This window comes from Persicitalea sp. (assembly GCF_041751555.1).
Classification (GTDB): Bacteria; Bacteroidota; Bacteroidia; order Cytophagales; family Spirosomataceae; genus Persicitalea.
Window position 1 is genome coordinate 1 of record NZ_JBGSXF010000214.1, and the last position, 19,736, is coordinate 19,736.

Genomic DNA, 19,736 nt, shown 5'->3' on the forward strand with positions numbered 1-19,736 from the left:
CGGCGCTTTGTTAAATCGGGTGCGCTGGCTACTATTGCAGCCAGCAGGGCTTGTCCTTGCATGGGCGTTGTTAGTACTGGGAGGTCAGAGACCCAAAGCTAACACGCCTTTTTAATACCTTGAAAATTGACGAACCATTGATGTTCACTGAATGACAAATATTAGAAACTGGCTTTTTGCTGCTTTGATAGACAATCTACTCTAAACCAAAGCAACATGAACCTCAACTTACAAGACAAAGTAATCATCGTCACGGGTGGAGCCAAGGGCATCGGCGAAGGTATCTGTGAGGTTTTGGCCGCCGAAAGGGCCATTCCCGTCATCGTCGGACGTAACGAAGCCGATAACGAAGCTACGGTGCGGCAACTAAAATCAGGCGGTGCCAAAGCTTATGCCGTCACAGCGGAACTATCCGATCCCAAAGCGTGCGCCAATGCCGTGGCGGATGTAGCGGCGCAGTTTGATCGCATAGATGGCCTGGTCAACAACGCGGGCGTCAACGACGGGGTAAACTTGGAAAAAGGTAGCTACGAGGCTTTTGTGGCCTCGTTGCACAAGAATCTCGTGCATTATTATTTGATGGCCCATTACGCCTTACCTTACCTTAAAAAATCAGGGGGTGCCATCGTCAATATCGGTTCCAAAACTGCCGAAACCGGACAAGGCGGCACCTCGGCTTATGCTGCCGCCAACGGGGGCCGAAACGCCCTCACCCGCGAATGGGCCGTGGAACTACTGCCGTATAGCATCCGGGTGAATGCCGTAATCGTGGCCGAGTGCTTCACACCCATGTACGCCGACTGGATCAAGACGCTGCCCAACCCCGAGGAGAAATTGGATGAGATCACTTCAAAAATCCCACTGGAAAACCGCATGACCACCGCCGAAGAAATCGCGAATACGGTAGCGTTCCTACTTTCGCCGCGTTCCAGCCACACGACGGGGCAATTGATTCACGTCGATGGTGGTTACGTGCATCTTGATCGAGCTATCAGTTTTGAATGAGTGAATGATAGACTGACGGTTGGCCGCTGCCATAGAATAAGCGAAGGAAGGCGAAAGCAACATTCTATCATTCACTCACAGCACGGGCTGCCCCGTCATTCATTCAAAATTAAAAACTAACTCCATTCCCGATCCCAGGAATCCTTTTCATTCCACTCGTCGGTAGGCGCAAACATCTTAGTGCCGGGCTTGAGGTGGGCTTTTACCACTTCCTCAACTACCTCGATCCCCAAACCTGGCGCTTCAGGAACAGGAGCGAAGCCGTCCACAACTATCGGTTTGGTGGACTTTACCATACCTTCCCACCAAGGAATGTCCACGGAGTGGTGTTCCAGGGCAATAAAGTTTTCGGTAGCCGCCGCGCAGTGCACATTCGCCATGAATGAGATGGGGGTACCGGCGAAGTGCATCGCCATCGGCACGCCGTGTTCCTGGGCATAATCACCAATTTTTTTGGTTTCCAGCAACCCTCCTGACGAAGCCAGGTCGGGATGAATCATATCCACGGCGTTGGCGTCGATTAGTTTGATAAATTCCTCCTTGAGATAGATATCCTCACCTGTGAGTGTGGGCGTGTTGATAGCGTCGGTGATCTGCCGCCAGCGGTCGGTGTGCTGCCACGGAATCAGGTCTTCCAGCCAGGCCAGTTGGTACTTTTCAATCGCGTGGCCCAGACGAATCGCACTGTTGACGTCGAAGTGCCCAAAATGATCGGCGGCCATCGGAATTTCGTAGCCCACGGCATCGCGTACTTGCGAGACGTACTCAGCCATGGCTTCCAGTCCTTTGTCGGTAATTTGAATGGCCGTGAACTGGTGCTGGGTCATCCCGTAGTCGCCCAGTTTAGCGCGGTTGCTGCCGTCGCTCCACTGTTTCTTGACGAACCAATCCTTGGCCCCGATGAGCGCGCCGGGAATATCGGCTATCATCTGAATCCCGAAATCCATTTTCAGGAAGGTGTAGCCTTTGTCCATCCGGTCTTTCTTCATCCGCTGCGCGAATTCCGCCGGGGTACTTACGGCGGGCGTATCAGCATATACCCGCACCTCATCGCGGTACTTGCCGCCCAGTAGCTGGTAGGCAGGTACTCCGTAGGCTTTTCCGGCCAGATCCCAAAGGGCCATTTCTACGCCGCAGACCCCGCCTGCGCCCCGGCTGTGGGTACCAAACTGCTTGATTTTCTTAAAAATGCGCTCCACATTGCAAGGGTTTTCACCCAGCAAACGGCTTTTCAACATCAATGCGTAATTCGGGCTCGCCCCGTCGCGTACTTCACCCCAGCCAACCAAGCCCTGGTTGGTGTCGATGCGAATGATCGGGCAGGTCATGGGTGCCTTGACGACGGTCGCGATCCGCAAATCCGTGATTTTCAAATCCGTGGGATTGGAGGATCGGTTCACCTTCTGGGTAAGAAACTCCATTTCGCGATCTACCTTGCCATCGAAGGCCATCCCGAGTGTGAGTCCGCCCAGTGTGGCTTTGCGGAAAAAGTCACGGCGGCTGTCGCGTAGCGAATCGCCCGGACTGCCGATCTCGGGAAGTACTACTTTCTTGGCGGGCAGGTTATCAAGTAGGTTCTGTAATCGCTTTTTCATATCGAATTAAGATTTGTTTACGGTTAGGAATAGAATGACGTAAGTAAAAAAGTCAGTCTGCGGCTTTTTACTACACAAACTTTAATCCCATAAAGAATATGAAACGAATATTCCTACTCCTGTCCCTTGTCAGTATTTATTCCGTTGGCCAAAGTGCCTTGGCTCAGTCGGTTCAGGCGACCAAAGCCGCAATCGCCGCCTACTCGCCCGAATGGAAGGGCGAGCGAATGGCCGACGGCCGCCCCCGCGTGTCGGACGATCTGGTGCGCCGCGCCCGCAACATTTCGCTGGAAGAAGCCTGGGGTGTGCTACGCGGTGAAGGCTACCACAACCAGTTCGAGGGAAATTGGAAAATATTGAACCCCGAGCAGCCCATGGCAGGTCGTGCCCTGACGGTAACGTACATGCCCTCGCGCCCCGATATGGAAAACGCGATCAAAGAGCAGGGCAAGAAGGAAAACCGTAGCGGCGCGACCAATTCCTGGCCTATCGACATGCTACAGGAAGGTGACATTTACATCGCCGACGGGTTTGGTAAAATAATAGATGGGACTTTGATCGGTGATAACCTGGGCAATTCCATCTATGCCAAATCTAAAAACGGGGTAATCTTCGATGGCTCCTACCGAGACATCGAAGGGTTGAGGGCCATCGAGGGTTTTAATTCCTGGGTACGTGGCTACGACCCGTCTTTCATCAAGGACATGGTGGCCGGCTGTATCAATTGCCCCACCCGCATTGGTCGGGCTACGGTACTTCCGGGAGACCTGATTTTAGCTAAGGAGGAAGGCATCATCTTTATCCCCGCCCACCTGGCCGAAAAGGTAGTCATCAACTCCGAATTCATCGCCCTGAAAGACAAGTTCGGTCACATGCGGCTGCGCGAGGGCAAGTACACGCCTGGCGAAATCGACACCCGCTGGAACGAGACGATCAAGGCTGATTTTCTGAAATGGGTGGCCGACAATCCCAAAGAAGTACCCATGACCAAACAGCAGTTGGACGAGTTTTTGAAAAACCGCACCTGGTAGAGACGCAGCATGCTGCGTCTAGCAGGCGGAAGCACCCGCGACCTAAACACAGCAAAGGCGAAAGTGTCGCACGGCTAGTTTTAAAACAAATGGCACCACCAGAACTCGACCAAATTTTTAAAAAGATAAAAACCCTCCGCGTGGGTGTCATTGGCGATTTTGCGGTGGATCTTTATTTTGATTTACATAAAAACACCGGAGAAATTTCACTAGAAACCGGGCAAGAGGTTTGGTGGGGAAGCCGTCCACGCACTTCGCTGGGGGGAGCGGGTAACGTCGCCCAAAATCTTTTGGCATTAGGCGTGGAGTCGGTGAAGGTTTTTGGCGCGATAGGCAACGACCTGTATGGCCGCGAAATGCTGCACCTGATGCAAGTACTTCGGGCGAATACGGATGGGTTCAGGATTCAGGAGGAAGGTTGGGATACGTGTGTGTATACCAAACCTTTGCGAGGTACTTCCGAACAAAATCGCATTGATTTCGGGACTGACAATCGGTTGAGCGACGATGCTTACAAGGGAGTACTTCGCAGTTTGAAATCCCAGATGGCACACCTGGATGTCCTGATTATCAACCAACAATTTCCCGCTCCGCTCATTACCGAAGAGCGCGTCGCGCGGCTGAACCATCTGATCGCCCTGCATCCGTTCGTTTTCGTGTTGGCCGATATGCGGACTTTCGGCCTGGCCCTACGCGGAGTCACGCTGAAAGTAAACACTGAAGAACTGGCCCGACTTCTGAAAGTCCAAGATCACGAAAGCTGGACGTCGGACGATTGCACAGAATACGGAAAACGACTCGCCGAAATCATCGAAGGCCCCGTTCTAATCACACACGGCGAAGACGGAATGCACTACATCACCCAAAGTACCACGCACCACAGCCCCGCCCAAAAGCTACTTGGCGACCTCGACCCCGTTGGTGCGGGCGACACGGCCGTAGCCGCCTTCGCCGCCAGTGCCGGAGCCAAAATCCCCATTCAGGAAGCCCTGAAACTAGCCAACCTCGCCGCCGCCGTAACCGTCCAAAAACACCACCAAACCGGCACCGCCACTCCGCAGGAAATTACGGAATTAGCTAATAAGCCACTCCTCGTTTAAAAAAAAGCCTTTCATCCTTTCCTCCATCCTCCTTTCCTCCATCCTCCTTTCCTCCCAATGACCAACGCTGCCCTAAAAAACTACCGAAACCAAGCCCACCACCACCTCACCCGCGAGCTCCTCCCCTTCTGGGAAAGCCGCTGCGTGGACGAAAAAGACGGAGGCTATCTCACCCACTTTGACAAGGACGGCAACGACTCCGGCGAAGACGAGAAATCGCTGATCGCCCAGTCGCGCACCGTCTTCACCTTCTCCTCAGCTCACCGCGCGGGTTACGGCGACGGACGATTTGCCGACATCGCCCGGCACGGCGTCGATTTTCTTTTGGATAAAATGTGGGACAAAGAACACGGCGGCTTCTATTGGCTCATGAACCGTAAAGGCGAGGTCACAATCGACGAAAAAATCGTTTATGGCCACAGCTTCGCCATCTATTCCCTGGCTGAATACACCCTCGCAACCAAAGATCCACGCGGACTGGAATACGCCGAAAAAGTCTTCGACCTGCTTCAAAAATACGCCGTGGACACCTACTACGGCGGCTATTTCGAGATGTTTCACCTCGACTGGACGCTCAAAGGTCCCGGCGCGGCGGGCGGTGACCGCAAGACGCTCGACGCTCACATGCACCTGATGGAAGCGTACACGACGCTCTACGAAGCCAGCGGCCAAGAAATCCACCGCCGCAAACTTCTGGAAATGATCGCGTTGCTCATGAACCGCATCATGCACCCCGAATACGGCACGGGCATTCCACAGTTCTGGGCCGACTGGCGCGTGGCCCCGCAAATCAAGTTCGACATCATCTGGGGCTGGGACCGTTTCAGCGAGGACGGCCAGAAAAGCGCCGCCGAGGATAATACCTCCTACGGCCACAACGTGGAGTTTGCCTGGCTGCTCATGCACGCCCTCGATGTGCTGGGCTTGCCCTACGACGACTACCAAAAGCAACTCCACCAATCGTTCGACCACGCCCTGGCCCACGGTATCGACTGGGAATACGGCGGGGTGTACGTCGAAGGCTCCCATGCGGGCGAAGTCTATGACCGCGAAAAGGAGTTCTGGCAACAAGCCGAAGTACTTATCGGGATGCTGGATGCTTACCGGATTTACAAAGACAAAAAGTACTTGAAAGCCTACGATGCCACGCACCGCTTTGTTTTCGACAAGATGATCGCCCACGAAGTCGGCGAGTGGAAGCCGCTACTGACCCGGCAAGGCGAACCGATCTGGACGCACATGAGCCATTCATGGAAGGTCAACTACCACAGTGTGCGGGCGATGGTGCAGAGTATTGTGCGGTTGGATAGGTTGATAGAGAATGGTGAGCGATGAATTGTCTCCACAACGCAGATTGTCTCTACGTTGTGGAGACAATTCTGAAAGGCTACAACAAACCGTATGATCGCACTATCCATTTTCCTCTCTGTAATTTTCTTCACACTCGGGCTGCTCCATTTGTATTGGGCAACGGGAGGGCAATGGGGTATCGCAAGTACTTTGCCAACCAATGCGAGCGGCTACAGAATACTGAATCCGCGCAAAGCCGATAGCGCTGTCGTTGGACTAGGGCTGATCTCCTTCGGACTTTTTTACCTGTTCAAAATGGGTTTGATCCCTAATCCATTGCCCGATTGGCTTTTCAGGTACGGGGGCTGGCTGATTCCCGCCATTTTCATTTTGCGGGCTGTCGGCGATTTCAAGTACGTCGGTTTTTTTAAGAAAATAAAGCAAACATCCTTTGGAAAAATAGACACCCAATTCTATTCGCCCTTGTGCCTGGGAGTCGGCTTTATAGCACTTCTATTGCAGGTAGTAAACTGAGCTTTGGCAAAATAAAAACCCCACCGGATAGGAATTCTCCTACCCGGCGGGGTTTTCAATGATCTTTCAAAGCACTTACTTCACTTCCTCATAATCCACGTACTCGCCACCACGAAAGCGGGTATCGCCATTGTCTTTCTTGGAATTGGGATCTACACGGATGCTGCCTTCGCGCTGCGGCGGGCGTCCGCCATTTTGGTTCTTGCGCTGTTGCTTCATCAGTTGTCGTCCCACCAGCAGGTGAAACAAAAACCGCCGGAAAGGAGGAACAAAGGCAATCAGCATGACTAAAATGAGAAATATATTGAATACAATCTTCATGGGCTAAGGAAATACGGGTAAGCGACTGGTTTGGAATGTTTACGCGAATATAACGAAAAAAAGTCGGGAGAGTTTCACAGCTTGGACAGAAAGCCCGTGGCATGTGACAGACGGCTCTAGACCTGCTAAAATAATCATTCCGGCAGGTTGGAAAGCAGTTTATCCACCATAGCGGGATAGTGCTCGTGTTCCAGCAACTGCACTTTCCGCGCTACATCCTCAGGCGTGTCGGAGTTTTCGAGATCGCAGGTGGCCTGAAAAATAATTTTTCCTTCGTCATATACTTCGTTCACAAAATGGATGGTAATGCCTGACTGCCGCTCCCCGGCGGCGACCACCGCTTCGTGCACGAAGTGGCCGTACATTCCTCTTCCTCCGTATTTGGGCAATAGCGCGGGATGAATATTGACCATTTTTTCGGGAAAGGCGCGGATCAGCTTTTCGGGAATCAGCATCATGAAGCCCGCCAAAACTACCAAGTCGATTTTTTGATTTACCAGCAATTCCAGAATTCGGTCGGTTTCGTAAAAGGTTTTTCTATCAAAAACCACTACCGGAATGTGCAGCCGTCGGGCGCGTTGGATGACGCCCGCATCAGGGTTATTGGTCAGGATGAGGGAAACCTGGACGTCGGGACGGTCCGCGAAGTGGTGGGCAATGGTCTCGGCGTTGGAGCCAGAACCTGAGGCAAAAATGGCAATTCGTTTCAAGGAATAAAGGTCTATTGATGAAGAAGGGATTTCGAAGTACGAATCCTCCTCTTGCAATTATAACATTCAGCGTGCGATTTACAAGGAAGAATAGTAGTAACCGAACCTCCATTCTTTCCAGGTTAGCTGCTGACAGAATGTTTGTTTACCTTGCCAAACCATAACGTTACACTTTATGGTTTGGCAATGAATTTAGAAAAAATCACGGCAAAGAAAAAGCGTCTAGACAACCATCGTCCTCTACCGGGCGCCCTGGTACGCAACCTCGATGATTGGTTTCGGATAGAGCTCACTTTCACCAGTAATGCGCTCGAAGGTAATACCCTCACCCGCCAGGAGACGGCTATGGTCGTGGAGAAGGGCCTGACGGTGGGAGGCAAAACCCTGGTCGAGCACCTGGAAGCGACCAACCATGCGCGGGCCTTGGACTGGGTAAATGCCCAGGTCAAACGCTCCCCCCGAGAATTGACCGAAGAAGATATTCTTTACATTCATGCCCTCGTCCTAAAAAGCATCGACGACGAACATGCGGGCTACTACCGCCGGGTTCCTGTTCGCATATCGGGCTCCACGGTCGTGATGCCCAATCCGCTTAAAGTTTCGGATTTAATGGCGCAATTTCAATCCTGGTTGCATAGCTATACCAGCCTGCATGCTGTGGAGCTAGCGGCGGAGGCCCACTATCGTTTGGTGACTATTCATCCTTTCGTGGATGGGAATGGGCGCACTGCCCGGCTCCTGATGAACCTTATTTTAATGATGCTTGGGTATCCCCCGGCCATCATCCGTAAACGCGACCGACTAGCCTACGTTAATAGTTTGGAAAGAGCCCAATTAGGCGGTTCTAAGGCTGATTATTTTACCATAATTACCAAGGCCGTAAACCGCTCTTTGGAGGTATATCTGAAAGCAATCGAAGGCGAATCCGACACCAACTTTGACGACCAGACCTTACTTAAAATCGGTGGCCTTGCCAAAGCGAGCGGTGAAAGTAGTTCAACCATCCGCCACTGGACCAAAGAAGGACTGTTGGAGGTGACAGAAATAACAGAGTCCGGCTATCAGCTCTACGCTGCAGACATGGTTCATCGGATTCAGGAAATCAACGCGTTTAAAAAACAGCGATACACTTTGCAGGAAATAAAGGAATTGCTTTCGAGATAAATAGGGGAGCTGGCGATTGTTTCAAAGAATTCCGCTTCCTATATTTGATATTTTTTGCCGCCGCATGAAGGTCTCCACCGCCGAACCCTACCGAATCGTTTACTCCTTGATGAAACACGAATACCTCGGCTACCTCTTCGAGTCGTTCGTGGTACAGCTCGATGAGCGCGGTGAGTTGAGCTTCCTGCACCAAAATATTTCGGCCAAGAATGCTCCCGAATTCACCGCCGGACTGGATGCTACCGATTTCGAACTGGTCGAACTCATCGACGAAATGCAGCAGGACGTCATCATCCGAAAATTCAGCAAGCGCAAGCTGAAACCCTTCGATTTTTTCCTGAAATTTTACGACCCGCAAAAGGGGGATAAAGGTGTGCAGGGTGCTATCGCGGGCTACCTGGAAATGCTCAAAGCCAAAATCCTCCCCAAACTGGCTAATAAATCCATTTTCATCATGAGCAACGATGGCAACCCCACTTGGGAGCCCGTCGCCTGGATGCCCGACGCAGCCAAAATGCGCTTTCATTTTGTGCGTAACGAGGATAACACCCACTATTTTCCGACGATGCGGTACGGGGGCGAAAAGCTTCACTTCCGTTACGCCGGGGGAATGGTATTGTGCGACGAACCCGCTTTTCTTCTGGTCAATGGAGGCTTATATCATTTCGAAAGTGACGTGGATGGTAAGAAAATCCGGCCGTTTTTGGAGAAAAAATTCATCGCCATTCCCCGTGCGATGGAGGACACCTACTATCGCCGCTTTGTGGCCCCACTAATCGCGGCCTTTGATGTAGTATCGAAAGGCTTGGAAATAAAGCAGGAATCTTATTCGGCGCGTCCCGTCCTGACGATTTCCGAAACTTTCGCTAAGTCGGATAAGGTACCCGGGTTGTTTGATGCCAACGGCAAAGCTACTCAGCAACCATCGACCACCGACAGCGAAGTGGTGTTCAAACTGGCTTTTCGCTACGGTGATTTCTCATTTACGTTCGATAGCTTCGCCCACGCATCCCACGTGAATTTGGAGAAAAAGGGCGATGATTACGTCTTTCACAAGGTAAAGCGCAGTCTGGCTTTTGAGAAACAGCGCGTCAACGATTTGAAAGACTGGGGCCTGGATTTGCGCCAAGGCCAAATCGTGCTGCCCAAGTCCGAAGCCTTCGATTGGCTCCACGAAAACCTTTCTAAGCTATCAGATAAAGGCGTCGAAGTACTTCAGAGCGCGGATAACTCCCGGCGGTATTTTCTGGGATATTCCTCGCTCGACCTGTCCATCGAAGAAGGCCGCGACTGGTTCGACATCCGCGCCAAAGTGCAGTTTGGCGCGTTCGAGATTCCTTTCATTCAGCTACGCCGCCATATCCTGCAAGGTCGGCGGGAATTTACGTTGCCCGATGGTCAGATTGCCGTCATTCCCGAAAGTTGGTTTACTCAATATTCGGAACTGTTTACCCTAGTCGAGAGCAGCGAAAAAAAGGAGGAATTTCACCTCAGGAAACACCACCTCATGCTGGTGCAGGAGTTGCAGCGCGACAGCCTGGCAACCACGGTACTTAGCCGAAAATTGGAAAATCTGCGTGATTTTCAGGAAATAGCAGCCTGCGCCCTGCCCGAAAATTTCCAAGGAGAACTGCGCCGCTACCAAAAGGCGGGTTACGACTGGCTGCGTTTCCTGAACCAATACCGCTTCGGCGGCTGCCTGGCCGACGACATGGGTCTGGGCAAGACGATTCAGACGCTGGCACTGCTGCAATCGGAAAAAGAGGCGGGCGACCGCAGCCCTTCCCTGCTCATCATGCCGACCTCACTGCTTTACAACTGGGCACTGGAAGCCGAACGCTTCACGCCCGACCTTAAAGTGTTCCTCTACACCGGGACATATCGCGAGAAAAACACCGAGCAATTCAACGATTACGATCTTATCCTGACCTCCTACGGAATCGCCCGGCTGGATGTCGATTTGTTGAAAACTTTCCGCTTCAATTATATTATCCTTGACGAGTCGCAGGCCATCAAAAACCCGACCTCCGGCGTTTCCAAGGCGGTGATGAAGCTTCACTCGGCTCATCGGTTGATTTTGACGGGAACGCCGCTGGAAAACAGTACCCTGGATTTGTGGACGCAGATGACGTTCGTCAACCCCGGCTTACTGGGTACGCAGACGTTTTTCAAAAAAGAATATCTCATTCCGATCGAGAAGAAAAACGATGCCGAAAAGCGACAACGGCTCTACGACCACATCAAGCCATTCATCCTGCGTCGTCACAAGTCGCAGGTAGCGACCGACTTGCCCGAGAAGGTCGAAAGCGTACAATACTGCGAAATGAGCGAGGACCAAGAGGAAAAGTACGAGGAGGCAAAGTCTTATTATCGGAATTTGATTTTGGAACAAATCGACAGCGCAGGCTTCTCACGCTCACAAATGGCGGTATTGCAAGGCTTGTCCAAATTGCGCCAACTCGCCAATCATCCACGTTTAGTGGATGGAGAATACGAGGGAGATTCGGGTAAGTTCGAGGATGTGATTCACAAACTGGAAACGGCGATTAGCGAAGACCACAAAATTCTGATTTTCAGTCAATTTGTCAAGCACCTGACCCTACTGCGGCAGTACCTCGACAAAAAGAAAATTCGCTACGCCTATCTCGACGGTGCCACCAAAGATCGCCAACGCGAAGTGGAAACCTTCCAAAGCGACCCGACGCTCAAACTATTCCTCATCTCGCTCAAGGCTGGCGGCGTCGGCCTTAACCTCACCGCCGCAGACTACGTCTTCATCCTCGACCCCTGGTGGAATCCGGCCGTCGAAGCGCAAGCCATCGACCGTGCCCACCGCATCGGGCAGGAGCAGACGGTTTTCACCTATAAATTCATCACAAAAAATACTGTGGAGGAGAAAATTCTGGCCTTACAGCGTTCCAAGCGGCAACTGGCCGATGAGTTGATTTCTAATGAAGATGGCTTTTTGAAGTCTCTTTCGCGGGAAGATGTATTGGGATTATTAGTTTAAAAATTCAGTTTCGATTTCATGAAAATACTAATCGTCCATCGGGCCAAAATTCCCGTTATTCTTTACGGAGGAATAGAAAGAGTAATCTGGGATTTAGGAAAAGAACTGACTAAGCTAGGTCATAAGGTTGTCTTTCTGGTAAATAAAGGTTCAAGTTGCGATTTTGCTCAGCTAGTTCCAATCGACGAAAGTCTGGAAATCATCGAGCAAATTCCAAACGATGTCGATCTTGTTCATTTTCATTTTGTGCCCGAAAATGTTCAGAGAACAAAAAAACCTTATCTCATTACGATTCACGAAAATCTTATTACGACCAATGCCTTCGATCTAAATTCGGTCTTTGTGTCAAAAAATCATGCTGAAATATATGGCGCTGATTCTTTCGTTTATAATGGCTTAGATTGGTCGGAGTACACCGATCCCGACTTTACCAAAAAGCGAAGCCACTTTCATTTCCTGGGCAAAGCCGCCTGGCGTGTGAAAAACGTCAAAGGAGCTATCCAAGTAATAAAAAAGACTAAATCGGAAAAATTGAAAGTCCTGGGTGGCGTGCGGTTCAACGTCAAAATGGGCTTACGGTTAACCTTTTCGCCGAGAGTTAGCTTTTACGGCATGGTCGGGGGAAGGGAAAAAGAAGAATTATTGAATGGCTCGAAGGGACTTGTCTTTCCCGTTCGATGGCATGAGCCTTTCGGGCTGGCAATTATTGAAAGTTTGTATTTCGGCTGTCCGGTATTCGGGACGCCTTACGGGGCATTACCGGAAATTGTAACAGAAGATTTTGGGGTTCTATCGAACCGTGTTGATGATCTCGTTGCGGCGGTTGAAACTAGTGATTCATTCGATCCAAAGCTTTGTCATGAATACGCTTTGACCGAGTTTAACAGCAGGAAAATGACACTGGCTTATTTGGGGAAATACGAGAAAGTATTGTCTGGAGAAAATATAAATACAATTTCTCCGAAGTTGAAAGATTCTCAGCAAAGGAAATTCCTGGAATGGAGATAAAGATGGATTCAATTAGTCTGAAAAGAGCAGTTAGAGCTGGAAGCTTAATCAAGAAGGAACGACATTATTTCGATTTCATGGTTTCCAATGAATCACTTCGGACAATCCTGAGAATTGAAAATCATGACCTAATAACTCCATTTGGTTGGAGTGAGAATAGAGAGTACGAGGCAAAAATCATTAAAGCTCTGACGTTACAAAATGAGTCAGATTTGCAAGAGGATCGTGTGACGATATATGTCTGCCCTGAATGCGGCGATAGTGATTGTGGAGCTGTGACCGCCAAAGTTTTTGACCGAGGAGATAGAATTGTATGGCAGGATTTTGGCTATGAAACTGGCTATGGCGGCTTAACCGAGAGATACACGAACATTCAACCCATCGAATTTGAGAGAAATGAATATTTCAAAGCCTTTGATTTGATTGATAGCGCTTCGTAGTGACAATTACGAAAGACTGGTTATCACGGCCATAGAATTTCGGTTTTAGGGTAAAAGTAAAGGTACGCCAAGGAAACTACCTCACTTCAAATAAACTCCCTCCTCCCCCTCCCGGCTAAGCACCACCTCCACATGTTCGTTGAAGGTGGTACTCAGCGCGTAACCGACGTAATCGGCTGATACGGGGAAGCTACGGTGGTCACGATCCACGATCACTGCCACTTGTAGTTTTTTCAGGCGGTGTTGCAGGAAGGGTTGCAAGGCGAATGCCAACGTTCTGCCTGTGTTCAAGACATCGTCGGCCATGATGACGACCTTACCGTCGGTCAGCACGAGTTCGTCGCGGAAAGTAATCTGGCTGCGGTGCGGTTTTTCTTTATCGAAAAGCATCTCAGCCAAGTTGGTTTTGATAGGCGAAATGTCTTGCAGTTCCTCGGCCAAAAGTCGTGCAAACTCGTAGCCTTGCCCAGCGATGCCGGCCAGGATGATTTCCTCTTCCTCGAAGTTTCGCTCGTAAATTTCGTAAGCAATCCGACGAATCTTTTGCCGCGTCTGCTCGAAGCTAAGAATCTGGTGTCTCATTTTGAAACGTGTTTTTTGGGGTCAAAAGGTCAATGGTCAACTGTTCGCGGCTTTCAGAATTCGCCATCAATAAGTTGGCGTAGAATGCCGTTTGACCGTTAGCCGTTAACCCTTTTTCCTTTCCTCCCTCCTCCTTTCCTCCTTCTAGACCTCGAATCCGTCACTCTCCTGGTACGCCTTGATGAGCTTCATTTCACCTTCTTTGCCAGGATGGAAATTGCCGTGTTCCATACCCATGATGAAGCTTTTGTTCTCCTTCTTGCTGCGGTTGTAGATGTGCTTGAAGATATTTTTGTAGTTGATTTCTCCCGTAGTCGGCTCCTTGCGGCCAGGATTATCGCCGATCTGGAAGTAGTCGATTTCGGACCAAGTCCAGTCGATATGAGGAATGATATGACCCTCGTTTTTCTGCATGTGGTAAATGTCGAACAGGATTTTGCAGGAAGGACTGTTGACGCCCCGGCAGATTTCGTACGTCTGGTCGGAGGTGCGCAGGAACAAATTTGGCGAGTCGCTCAAGGGTTCTAACACCATGACTAATCCGCTCGTTTCCAAGATCTCCGATCCCCGGCGCAGGGCGTCGATGACGTGTCCGGTTTGTACACCGATGGGCAGATTTCGCTCGAAGTCGCCCGGCACGACGGTCGCCCACTTGGCGTTGACGCGCTTGCCCACTTCCACGGCCTTGCGGCAACCTTCCAGGAAAATGTCGATGTACTCTTGTTTTCCGGCCGCCAGCGTGTTGGCTCCGTTACCGCCTTTGTCGATCACAAACACGCCCATTTCCATGCCCAGGCGGGTCATTTCCTTAGCGATCCGCTCCTGTTCGGCGACTGGCCGCTTCATCATGCCGTTGTCTTCCAGGGCAGTGAAGCCCTGATCGGCCATGAATTTGAGTTGATCGACCAAATCATCCCCCGCCGAGTTTTTGAACATCCCGAAGTGAGGGGCGTATTTGAGGTGATAGTTGTATTTGGCGGTGGGGTTTGCGGCAGCGTTGCCACCAACCATCGCGGCGGCGCCAGCCAGACCGAAAGAGGATTTTACAAAATTTCTACGACGCATTTTTTATAAATGATGAGTGATAAATGATATACGTGTCTAACTAGTCATGAAAACCAACCAAGCTACCAAAAGGGTATTTGTCTGGGTATTTTTAGCTGATATGATAAGCAAAGGATGAAAACTCAGTAATATACCAGAATCATTCAAAAACCTTACTTCCTGTGCTTCCTCCACCGCCAAAATCAAGGTACTTGTCGGCCTCGTCACGGATTTCCTTGCGGTAAGCCTGACTGATGCCGTCGAGGGCGGCGGCGCGAATTTCGCCGTGCAATCGGTTCTCTTTCAATAATTTTAACACAAACTCCTCCCCTTCCCAGCTTCCGCCGAGGTAGCGAGCGGCCCGAAGGCGAATGGGTAAGGTGAAGCCCGACCCGGCCGCCACGCTGGCCAGTACAGTCAATGAATTTTGGCTGCCAACCGCCTTAATAGAAGCCAAAAGCGCGAGTTGTTTTTCGTCGTTGCTGTGTTCCAGCTTATACCAGACGTAAGCATTCGGGGCCTGACGTAGCAATTGTCGTCCCGCTTCGCGACCAATATCGGTATCAGGGCGGTCGATGGCGAGTTGGTAGAGGCGCTCGTTCTCGAAGGCGGGTTCGTAACGGGCCGTTAGCTCCATATAGTCCTCGGTGCCGTAGGTTTCGTTCAGCAGCTTCACCAGCGCAATCTTGCCCCAATACGACTCCTGAATGAAATTTTTGCCCAAATGGTACAAGGCCAGTTTACTCACCGGAATATGGTCGGGCAGTTTTTTTTGCGTGATGCCCAGCAAGGCCATCGACTTGTCGTAGCTGGTAGGGACAAAGTCGAAAGCACGGAAGTACCTCAGCCGGCTTTTCAGCGAAGAATCCGTCTCCGCAGTCATGCGGGCCAGGTAGAGAATGGTGTACTTGGAGCGCGATCGCCAGACGATGTCGCGGTAGGCCGGATTTTTCAACGGGTCGCCGACTTTATTGAGCCAGGCTTTGAAAAGCCGATCCCACTGCTTGTAGCCGCCGATGCCGAGGGCTTCAAGGTACCAGCGGTCATTGCCTTCGTACTGATCGGCGAGTTGGAGCCACACGTCGAGGGCTTCGTAGGTATGGTTACGGTAAATCGCCAGGGCGCATTCGCGGCGCACGGCTGGGTCGCGGTCGGTGGTCAGGCGCTTGATGTACTCGGTGGGGTCGGAATTCCGTTGGCGCACGGCCCGCAGCGCGGTGATGCGCAGGTTGGGATTGATGTTACGGAAAGAATTCTCCAGGTGCCGACTGCTCACTCCCTCGATTTTATTGAGCACCCACAGCGCGCGCGCCCGCATCCGGGGATTGGCGTTGTAGCGGTGCAGCAATTCACTCAGCGGCGGCTCGGCCTTGAAACTGTGCTTCACCAAAGCGTTCCAGGCCAGGTAGCGCGTGGCCACGTTGGGGCTTTGCAGGGCCTCAGTAGCTTGCTCGGGTGAAGCGAGGTCGTATTTTGGGGAAACGTAGGGCGTTTTGGGCGGTGCAATGCGGTAGATGCGCCCCCGGTTGCGATCCAGCGGGCCGATGTCGGCGTTCGGGTCGCCCGGATCGTACCAGTCCGACACGATGAGCGAGCCGTCGGGAGCCGCGCAGACATCCGACGGGCGGAACCATTTGTCGCGGGCGCCTTTCACCAGGTCGATCATCGTAGCCTTGTAGCCTGCGCCATCTGGTACAGTTGGGTAGCCGCGCACTACATTCGGCCCGGCGTCGGCGTGGATGATCTGATCCTGAAACTGACGGGGCAGGAGTTGGCCTTCGTAAATCGTCATCCCAGCCGGTGAGCCGGAACCCGTGTGCAGCAAGTCAGGTACTACGCCGGGGTCGTTTTGGTGCCAGTGGCGACGGGCGACATCGTCTTCAAGGTTGGTGCGGTTGATGCGCCAGGTGGTGCCATTCATCTCGTCGGTGTAGCCGAAGTTACCGTTTTCCATCACGTAATTGATGCGCACGCTCTCGGTACCGTTCTCGTCATGGTCTGATGTCCAGACCGAGCCGTAACTGTCCACGGCCACTTCCAGGCCATTGCGAAAATTGTCACCCAGCACTTCAAGGTTCTTAAAATCCTGGTCGCAGCGGAACACCATTCCTTTGCGGTAGTTTCGAAAGTTGATCGGCTGGTCGTATTTATCGTAAAAACCGCGCCCGCGCCCGTCGAGTAACTGCCGGCCTTCGCTGCCAAAATTGAAGTAGAACTTCCCATCCGGTCCGAAAACGAACGAGTGCACGCCGTGCTCGTGGCGATAGCCGCTGATGCCCTGGAAAATAATCTCTTTGCGGTCGGCCTTGTCGTCGCCATCGTCGTCGGTAAAAAGCCACACGTACGGACTTTGCGACACGATGACACGGTTGCCGATGACCGCGATGCCCAGCGGCGCGTCAATTTCAGGCCCTTCATAAAATACTTTGGTCAGGTCTGCCTTGCCATCACCGTCGGTATCTTCCAAAATTAAGATACGGTCACCCGCGATGCGGTCTTCCTTGGAACGCGGCTGAGCGTCGCCGTTGATATTGGGGCGAAAGTTGTAGGCGTCGCACACCCACACGCGGCCACGGTGATCCACGTCGATGCTCGTCGGATTAGAGATCATCGGCTCAGAGGCGAACAGCGTGGCTTCCAGCCCTTCGGCTACGTCCAGTCCAGCCACGGCGAATTCAGGATAGCGTTTCTCCTTTTCTGTGAGCGAGTCATAGACGAACGGGGCATCTTTCTCAGTAAGTGTGTCTTGGGCCGGAATCGTGTCGCTTTGGTGACTGGATGATAGCGACGGAGGAGTTAGGCGGAAAGTACTGCTACTGAGGATTATTCCTAAAGTGGCGAAGAAAGCAAGTTTGCTATTTTTGCAAAAAAATGACTTGAAGGGCATGGAGATGGGTATGGGCTGAGAATACGCTGGGTTATGAATAGCAAAGATACGAGACTGTCTTCGGCTCCGCTCAGACTGACAAGGCTTTTTTTAGATGCTCCGCCTATTTAACGCAGCAACTTTGAATTATTTCGCCCGTGCCTTCTTGTCCGTAAGCATTTTATCAGCAATCAATTCAAAATCCGGTTTCTTGATTTCCACAAACCCCGACATCAGGTGTAGCCCCCACTTCTCCCGATTGGTGATGAATTGTAAATCGTCCAGCAGCGGGCGACTCTTTGGAGGAGACGACAAGGTAGTATTTCATGTCATATAGCTATTTGCAAATGACCACTTTACAAAGTTCACTCAAAGTTAACCAGTCACACATTTATTTCAAATGTTCGATCGTTCAAAAGAAACTACGCCTTCAATCACCACCAACCTTCGACCACTATGAAAAAGTACCTGCCCCTTGCGTTTCTGCTCTGCTTTTTTTCTGTGATTTTTCAAGAAGCCGTCGCTAGTCACGTGCGGGCGGGTGAGATCACCGCCAGGCGGATTTCCAGTACTTCGCTGACTTATGAGATAACGTTTACGGGGTATTATGATGAGGGTCCCGGCGCTCCTGTCGCCAAGGCACAAAACTTCGTGAATTTTTATGTGGGAAACGTAGGCCCCATTGAGGTATCTCGCAAATTGCCCATCGTCAATATTGGCAACAGCACAAGCCGGAATGAATACACTTTCACTTACACTTTTCCGGCTCCGGGGACTTTTATAATTTCTACTTCGATAACCAACAGAAACGCAGGAATAGACAACTTGGGAGGTTTTGGCTCTGGCGAATTCGATTTCTTTATCCGCTCCACCTTGGTCATCAACGCCAGCTTGGGATTAAATCGCACCCCTGTTATGTTGAACCCACCCATTGATTTGGCAGCAGTAGGACAGCGATACATTCATAACCCCGGCGCATTTGACGCCAACGGCGATAGTCTAGCCTATCGCCTGATTGAACCGCAACGAACTAAAGCCCCCGGAATAGGGGAAAATATACCCGGCTACGTGCTTCCGAATAAAGTGCCTCCGCTCGGTACAGTGGAAGGCGGCAGTACCCCTTCCACTTTTACTCTCGATCCCCTGACAGGCGACCTAGTTTGGGACGCTCCAGCCAAAACTGGCTTCTACAACGTTGCCTTCGTCATTGAAGAATGGCGTAACGGCGTCCTGATCGGTGAGATCGTCCGCGATATGCAGATCATCGTCATCGACAGTCCTAACGATCGCCCCCAACTGGCCGCCATTCCCGACCTCTGCGTGGAAGCCGGAACGCTTGTGCAGCAGAGCATCACGGCCACCGACAAAAACGGCGACGCGCTGGTACTTACTTCCAATAGCGGCGTCTATCTGCCTGATCTTGTACCCGCCGAAAACGCCCAGTTCAGCGTGACTGACTCGAATAGTTTGGGGCAAGTCAGAGGGGTTTTCCGCTGGCAAACGGGCTGCAACCACATCCGGCTGGAACCCTATGACGTGCTGGTCAAAGTGGAAGACGGCCCCGCCCCCGCCCGACCCAACCCCGGACTCTTCCGCAAATTGGTGGACATCAGGACATTCAAAATCCGTGTCTATGGCCCCAAGCCTCAGAATCTGCGGGCAGAACCCGTGGCCAGCGCGACGGGACGCGCCTTTCGGCTTACGTGGAGCAATTACCAGTGTCAGGTGCCGGGGGCGCAAATCGCCATTTACCGCAAGGTTGGCTGTTCCGATTTTCAGGCCGGAGCCTGCCAGCCGGGTCTCCCCGTCGCGTTGGGCTACGAGGAAGTAGCCCGCGTAGGCGTGGGCGAGACGTTTTACGTGGACGCCAACGACGGAAAGGGTTTTGCGCCGGACGTCAATTACAGCTATCGGATCGTCGTGTTGTTTCCTCGGCCGGGGGCTAGTGCCAACGAGCCGGGGCGGTTGAACGGTGGTGGCAGTAGTTTGCCCTCCGCCGATTTCTGCGCCGACCTGCCGCCTTTGGCGCCGCTGAT

At 51.8% G+C, this 19,736-nt stretch carries 16 protein-coding genes and 1 pseudogene; 10 read left to right on the forward strand and 7 right to left on the reverse strand.

Features of this window, described 5'->3' with window-relative positions; genetic code table 11:
• Positions 1-216 precede the first annotated feature (216 nt).
• Complete coding sequence (locus ACEW8P_RS07720) at positions 217-1,005, forward strand: SDR family oxidoreductase (RefSeq protein WP_373512515.1); 789 nt, start codon at positions 217-219, stop codon at positions 1,003-1,005.
• Positions 1,006-1,121: 116 nt separating this feature from the next.
• On the opposite strand, the gene ACEW8P_RS07725 is transcribed toward ACEW8P_RS07720, so the two are convergent.
• A complete protein-coding gene (locus ACEW8P_RS07725; RefSeq protein ID WP_373512516.1) occupies positions 1,122-2,600 on the reverse strand; it encodes a mandelate racemase/muconate lactonizing enzyme family protein in 1,479 nt (492 codons plus the stop codon).
• Positions 2,601-2,698: 98 nt separating this feature from the next.
• Here ACEW8P_RS07725 and ACEW8P_RS07730 point away from each other — a divergent pair, with 98 nt between their 5' ends.
• The 4 genes from ACEW8P_RS07730 to ACEW8P_RS07745 all read left to right on the forward strand — a co-directional run bounded on the left by ACEW8P_RS07730 (position 2,699) and on the right by ACEW8P_RS07745 (position 6,555).
• A complete protein-coding gene (locus ACEW8P_RS07730; protein WP_373512517.1) occupies positions 2,699-3,631 on the forward strand; it encodes an RraA family protein in 933 nt (310 codons plus the stop codon).
• Between the two features lie 89 nt (positions 3,632-3,720).
• Positions 3,721-4,731, forward strand: coding sequence for a bifunctional heptose 7-phosphate kinase/heptose 1-phosphate adenyltransferase (locus tag ACEW8P_RS07735; protein WP_373512518.1), 1,011 nt, complete (start codon positions 3,721-3,723; stop codon positions 4,729-4,731).
• Between the two features lie 57 nt (positions 4,732-4,788).
• On the forward strand, positions 4,789-6,066 hold the full coding sequence (locus tag ACEW8P_RS07740) for an AGE family epimerase/isomerase (RefSeq protein WP_373512519.1): 1,278 nt from the start codon (positions 4,789-4,791) through the stop codon (positions 6,064-6,066).
• A gap of 66 nt (positions 6,067-6,132) precedes the next feature.
• Complete coding sequence (locus ACEW8P_RS07745) at positions 6,133-6,555, forward strand: DUF3995 domain-containing protein (protein WP_373512520.1); 423 nt, start codon at positions 6,133-6,135, stop codon at positions 6,553-6,555.
• A gap of 75 nt (positions 6,556-6,630) precedes the next feature.
• Here the strand turns inward: ACEW8P_RS07745 and ACEW8P_RS07750 are convergent, their stop codons facing one another.
• Together ACEW8P_RS07750 and ACEW8P_RS07755 are read right to left on the reverse strand one after the other, a co-directional pair.
• Entirely contained in the window at positions 6,631-6,876 is a 246-nt protein-coding gene (locus ACEW8P_RS07750; RefSeq protein ID WP_373512521.1) for a DUF4834 domain-containing protein, read from the reverse strand.
• A 134-nt stretch (positions 6,877-7,010) separates the two neighbouring features.
• On the reverse strand, positions 7,011-7,586 hold the full coding sequence (locus tag ACEW8P_RS07755; RefSeq protein WP_373512522.1) for a phosphoribosylglycinamide formyltransferase: 576 nt from the start codon (positions 7,584-7,586) through the stop codon (positions 7,011-7,013).
• A gap of 186 nt (positions 7,587-7,772) precedes the next feature.
• Here ACEW8P_RS07755 and ACEW8P_RS07760 point away from each other — a divergent pair, with 186 nt between their 5' ends.
• The 4 genes from ACEW8P_RS07760 to ACEW8P_RS07775 all read left to right on the forward strand — a co-directional run bounded on the left by ACEW8P_RS07760 (position 7,773) and on the right by ACEW8P_RS07775 (position 13,208).
• On the forward strand, positions 7,773-8,750 hold the full coding sequence (locus tag ACEW8P_RS07760) for a Fic family protein (RefSeq protein WP_373512523.1): 978 nt from the start codon (positions 7,773-7,775) through the stop codon (positions 8,748-8,750).
• Between the two features lie 64 nt (positions 8,751-8,814).
• On the forward strand, positions 8,815-11,760 hold the full coding sequence (locus ACEW8P_RS07765) for a DEAD/DEAH box helicase (RefSeq protein ID WP_373512524.1): 2,946 nt from the start codon (positions 8,815-8,817) through the stop codon (positions 11,758-11,760).
• A gap of 18 nt (positions 11,761-11,778) precedes the next feature.
• On the forward strand, positions 11,779-12,768 hold the full coding sequence (locus ACEW8P_RS07770; protein WP_373512525.1) for a glycosyltransferase: 990 nt from the start codon (positions 11,779-11,781) through the stop codon (positions 12,766-12,768).
• A complete protein-coding gene (locus tag ACEW8P_RS07775) occupies positions 12,759-13,208 on the forward strand; it encodes a hypothetical protein (RefSeq protein ID WP_373512526.1) in 450 nt (149 codons plus the stop codon). The genes ACEW8P_RS07770 and ACEW8P_RS07775 overlap by 10 nt, the downstream gene beginning before the upstream one ends.
• Before the next feature lie 81 nt (positions 13,209-13,289).
• Here ACEW8P_RS07775 and ACEW8P_RS07780 read toward each other — a convergent pair whose 3' ends face one another.
• From ACEW8P_RS07780 to ACEW8P_RS07795, 4 genes are all read right to left on the reverse strand, one after another.
• Positions 13,290-13,790, reverse strand: coding sequence for a phosphoribosyltransferase family protein (locus tag ACEW8P_RS07780; protein WP_373512527.1), 501 nt, complete (start codon positions 13,788-13,790; stop codon positions 13,290-13,292).
• Between the two features lie 144 nt (positions 13,791-13,934).
• The gene (locus ACEW8P_RS07785) at positions 13,935-14,855 is read right to left on the reverse strand and encodes a hydroxypyruvate isomerase family protein (RefSeq protein ID WP_373512528.1); all 921 of its coding nucleotides are present in this window, start codon (positions 14,853-14,855) and stop codon (positions 13,935-13,937) included.
• Positions 14,856-14,994: 139 nt separating this feature from the next.
• Positions 14,995-17,721: a PVC-type heme-binding CxxCH protein gene (locus tag ACEW8P_RS07790; RefSeq protein WP_373512529.1), complete on the reverse strand. Its 2,727-nt coding sequence runs from the start codon at positions 17,719-17,721 to the stop codon at positions 14,995-14,997.
• A gap of 126 nt (positions 17,722-17,847) precedes the next feature.
• On the reverse strand, positions 17,848-18,015 hold the full coding sequence (locus tag ACEW8P_RS07795) for a hypothetical protein (RefSeq protein ID WP_373512530.1): 168 nt from the start codon (positions 18,013-18,015) through the stop codon (positions 17,848-17,850).
• Positions 18,016-18,156: 141 nt separating this feature from the next.
• On the opposite strand from ACEW8P_RS07795, the pseudogene ACEW8P_RS07800 reads away from it, so the two are divergent.
• A pseudogene (locus tag ACEW8P_RS07800) lies at positions 18,157-19,736 on the forward strand (gliding motility-associated C-terminal domain-containing protein); the annotation flags it as partial.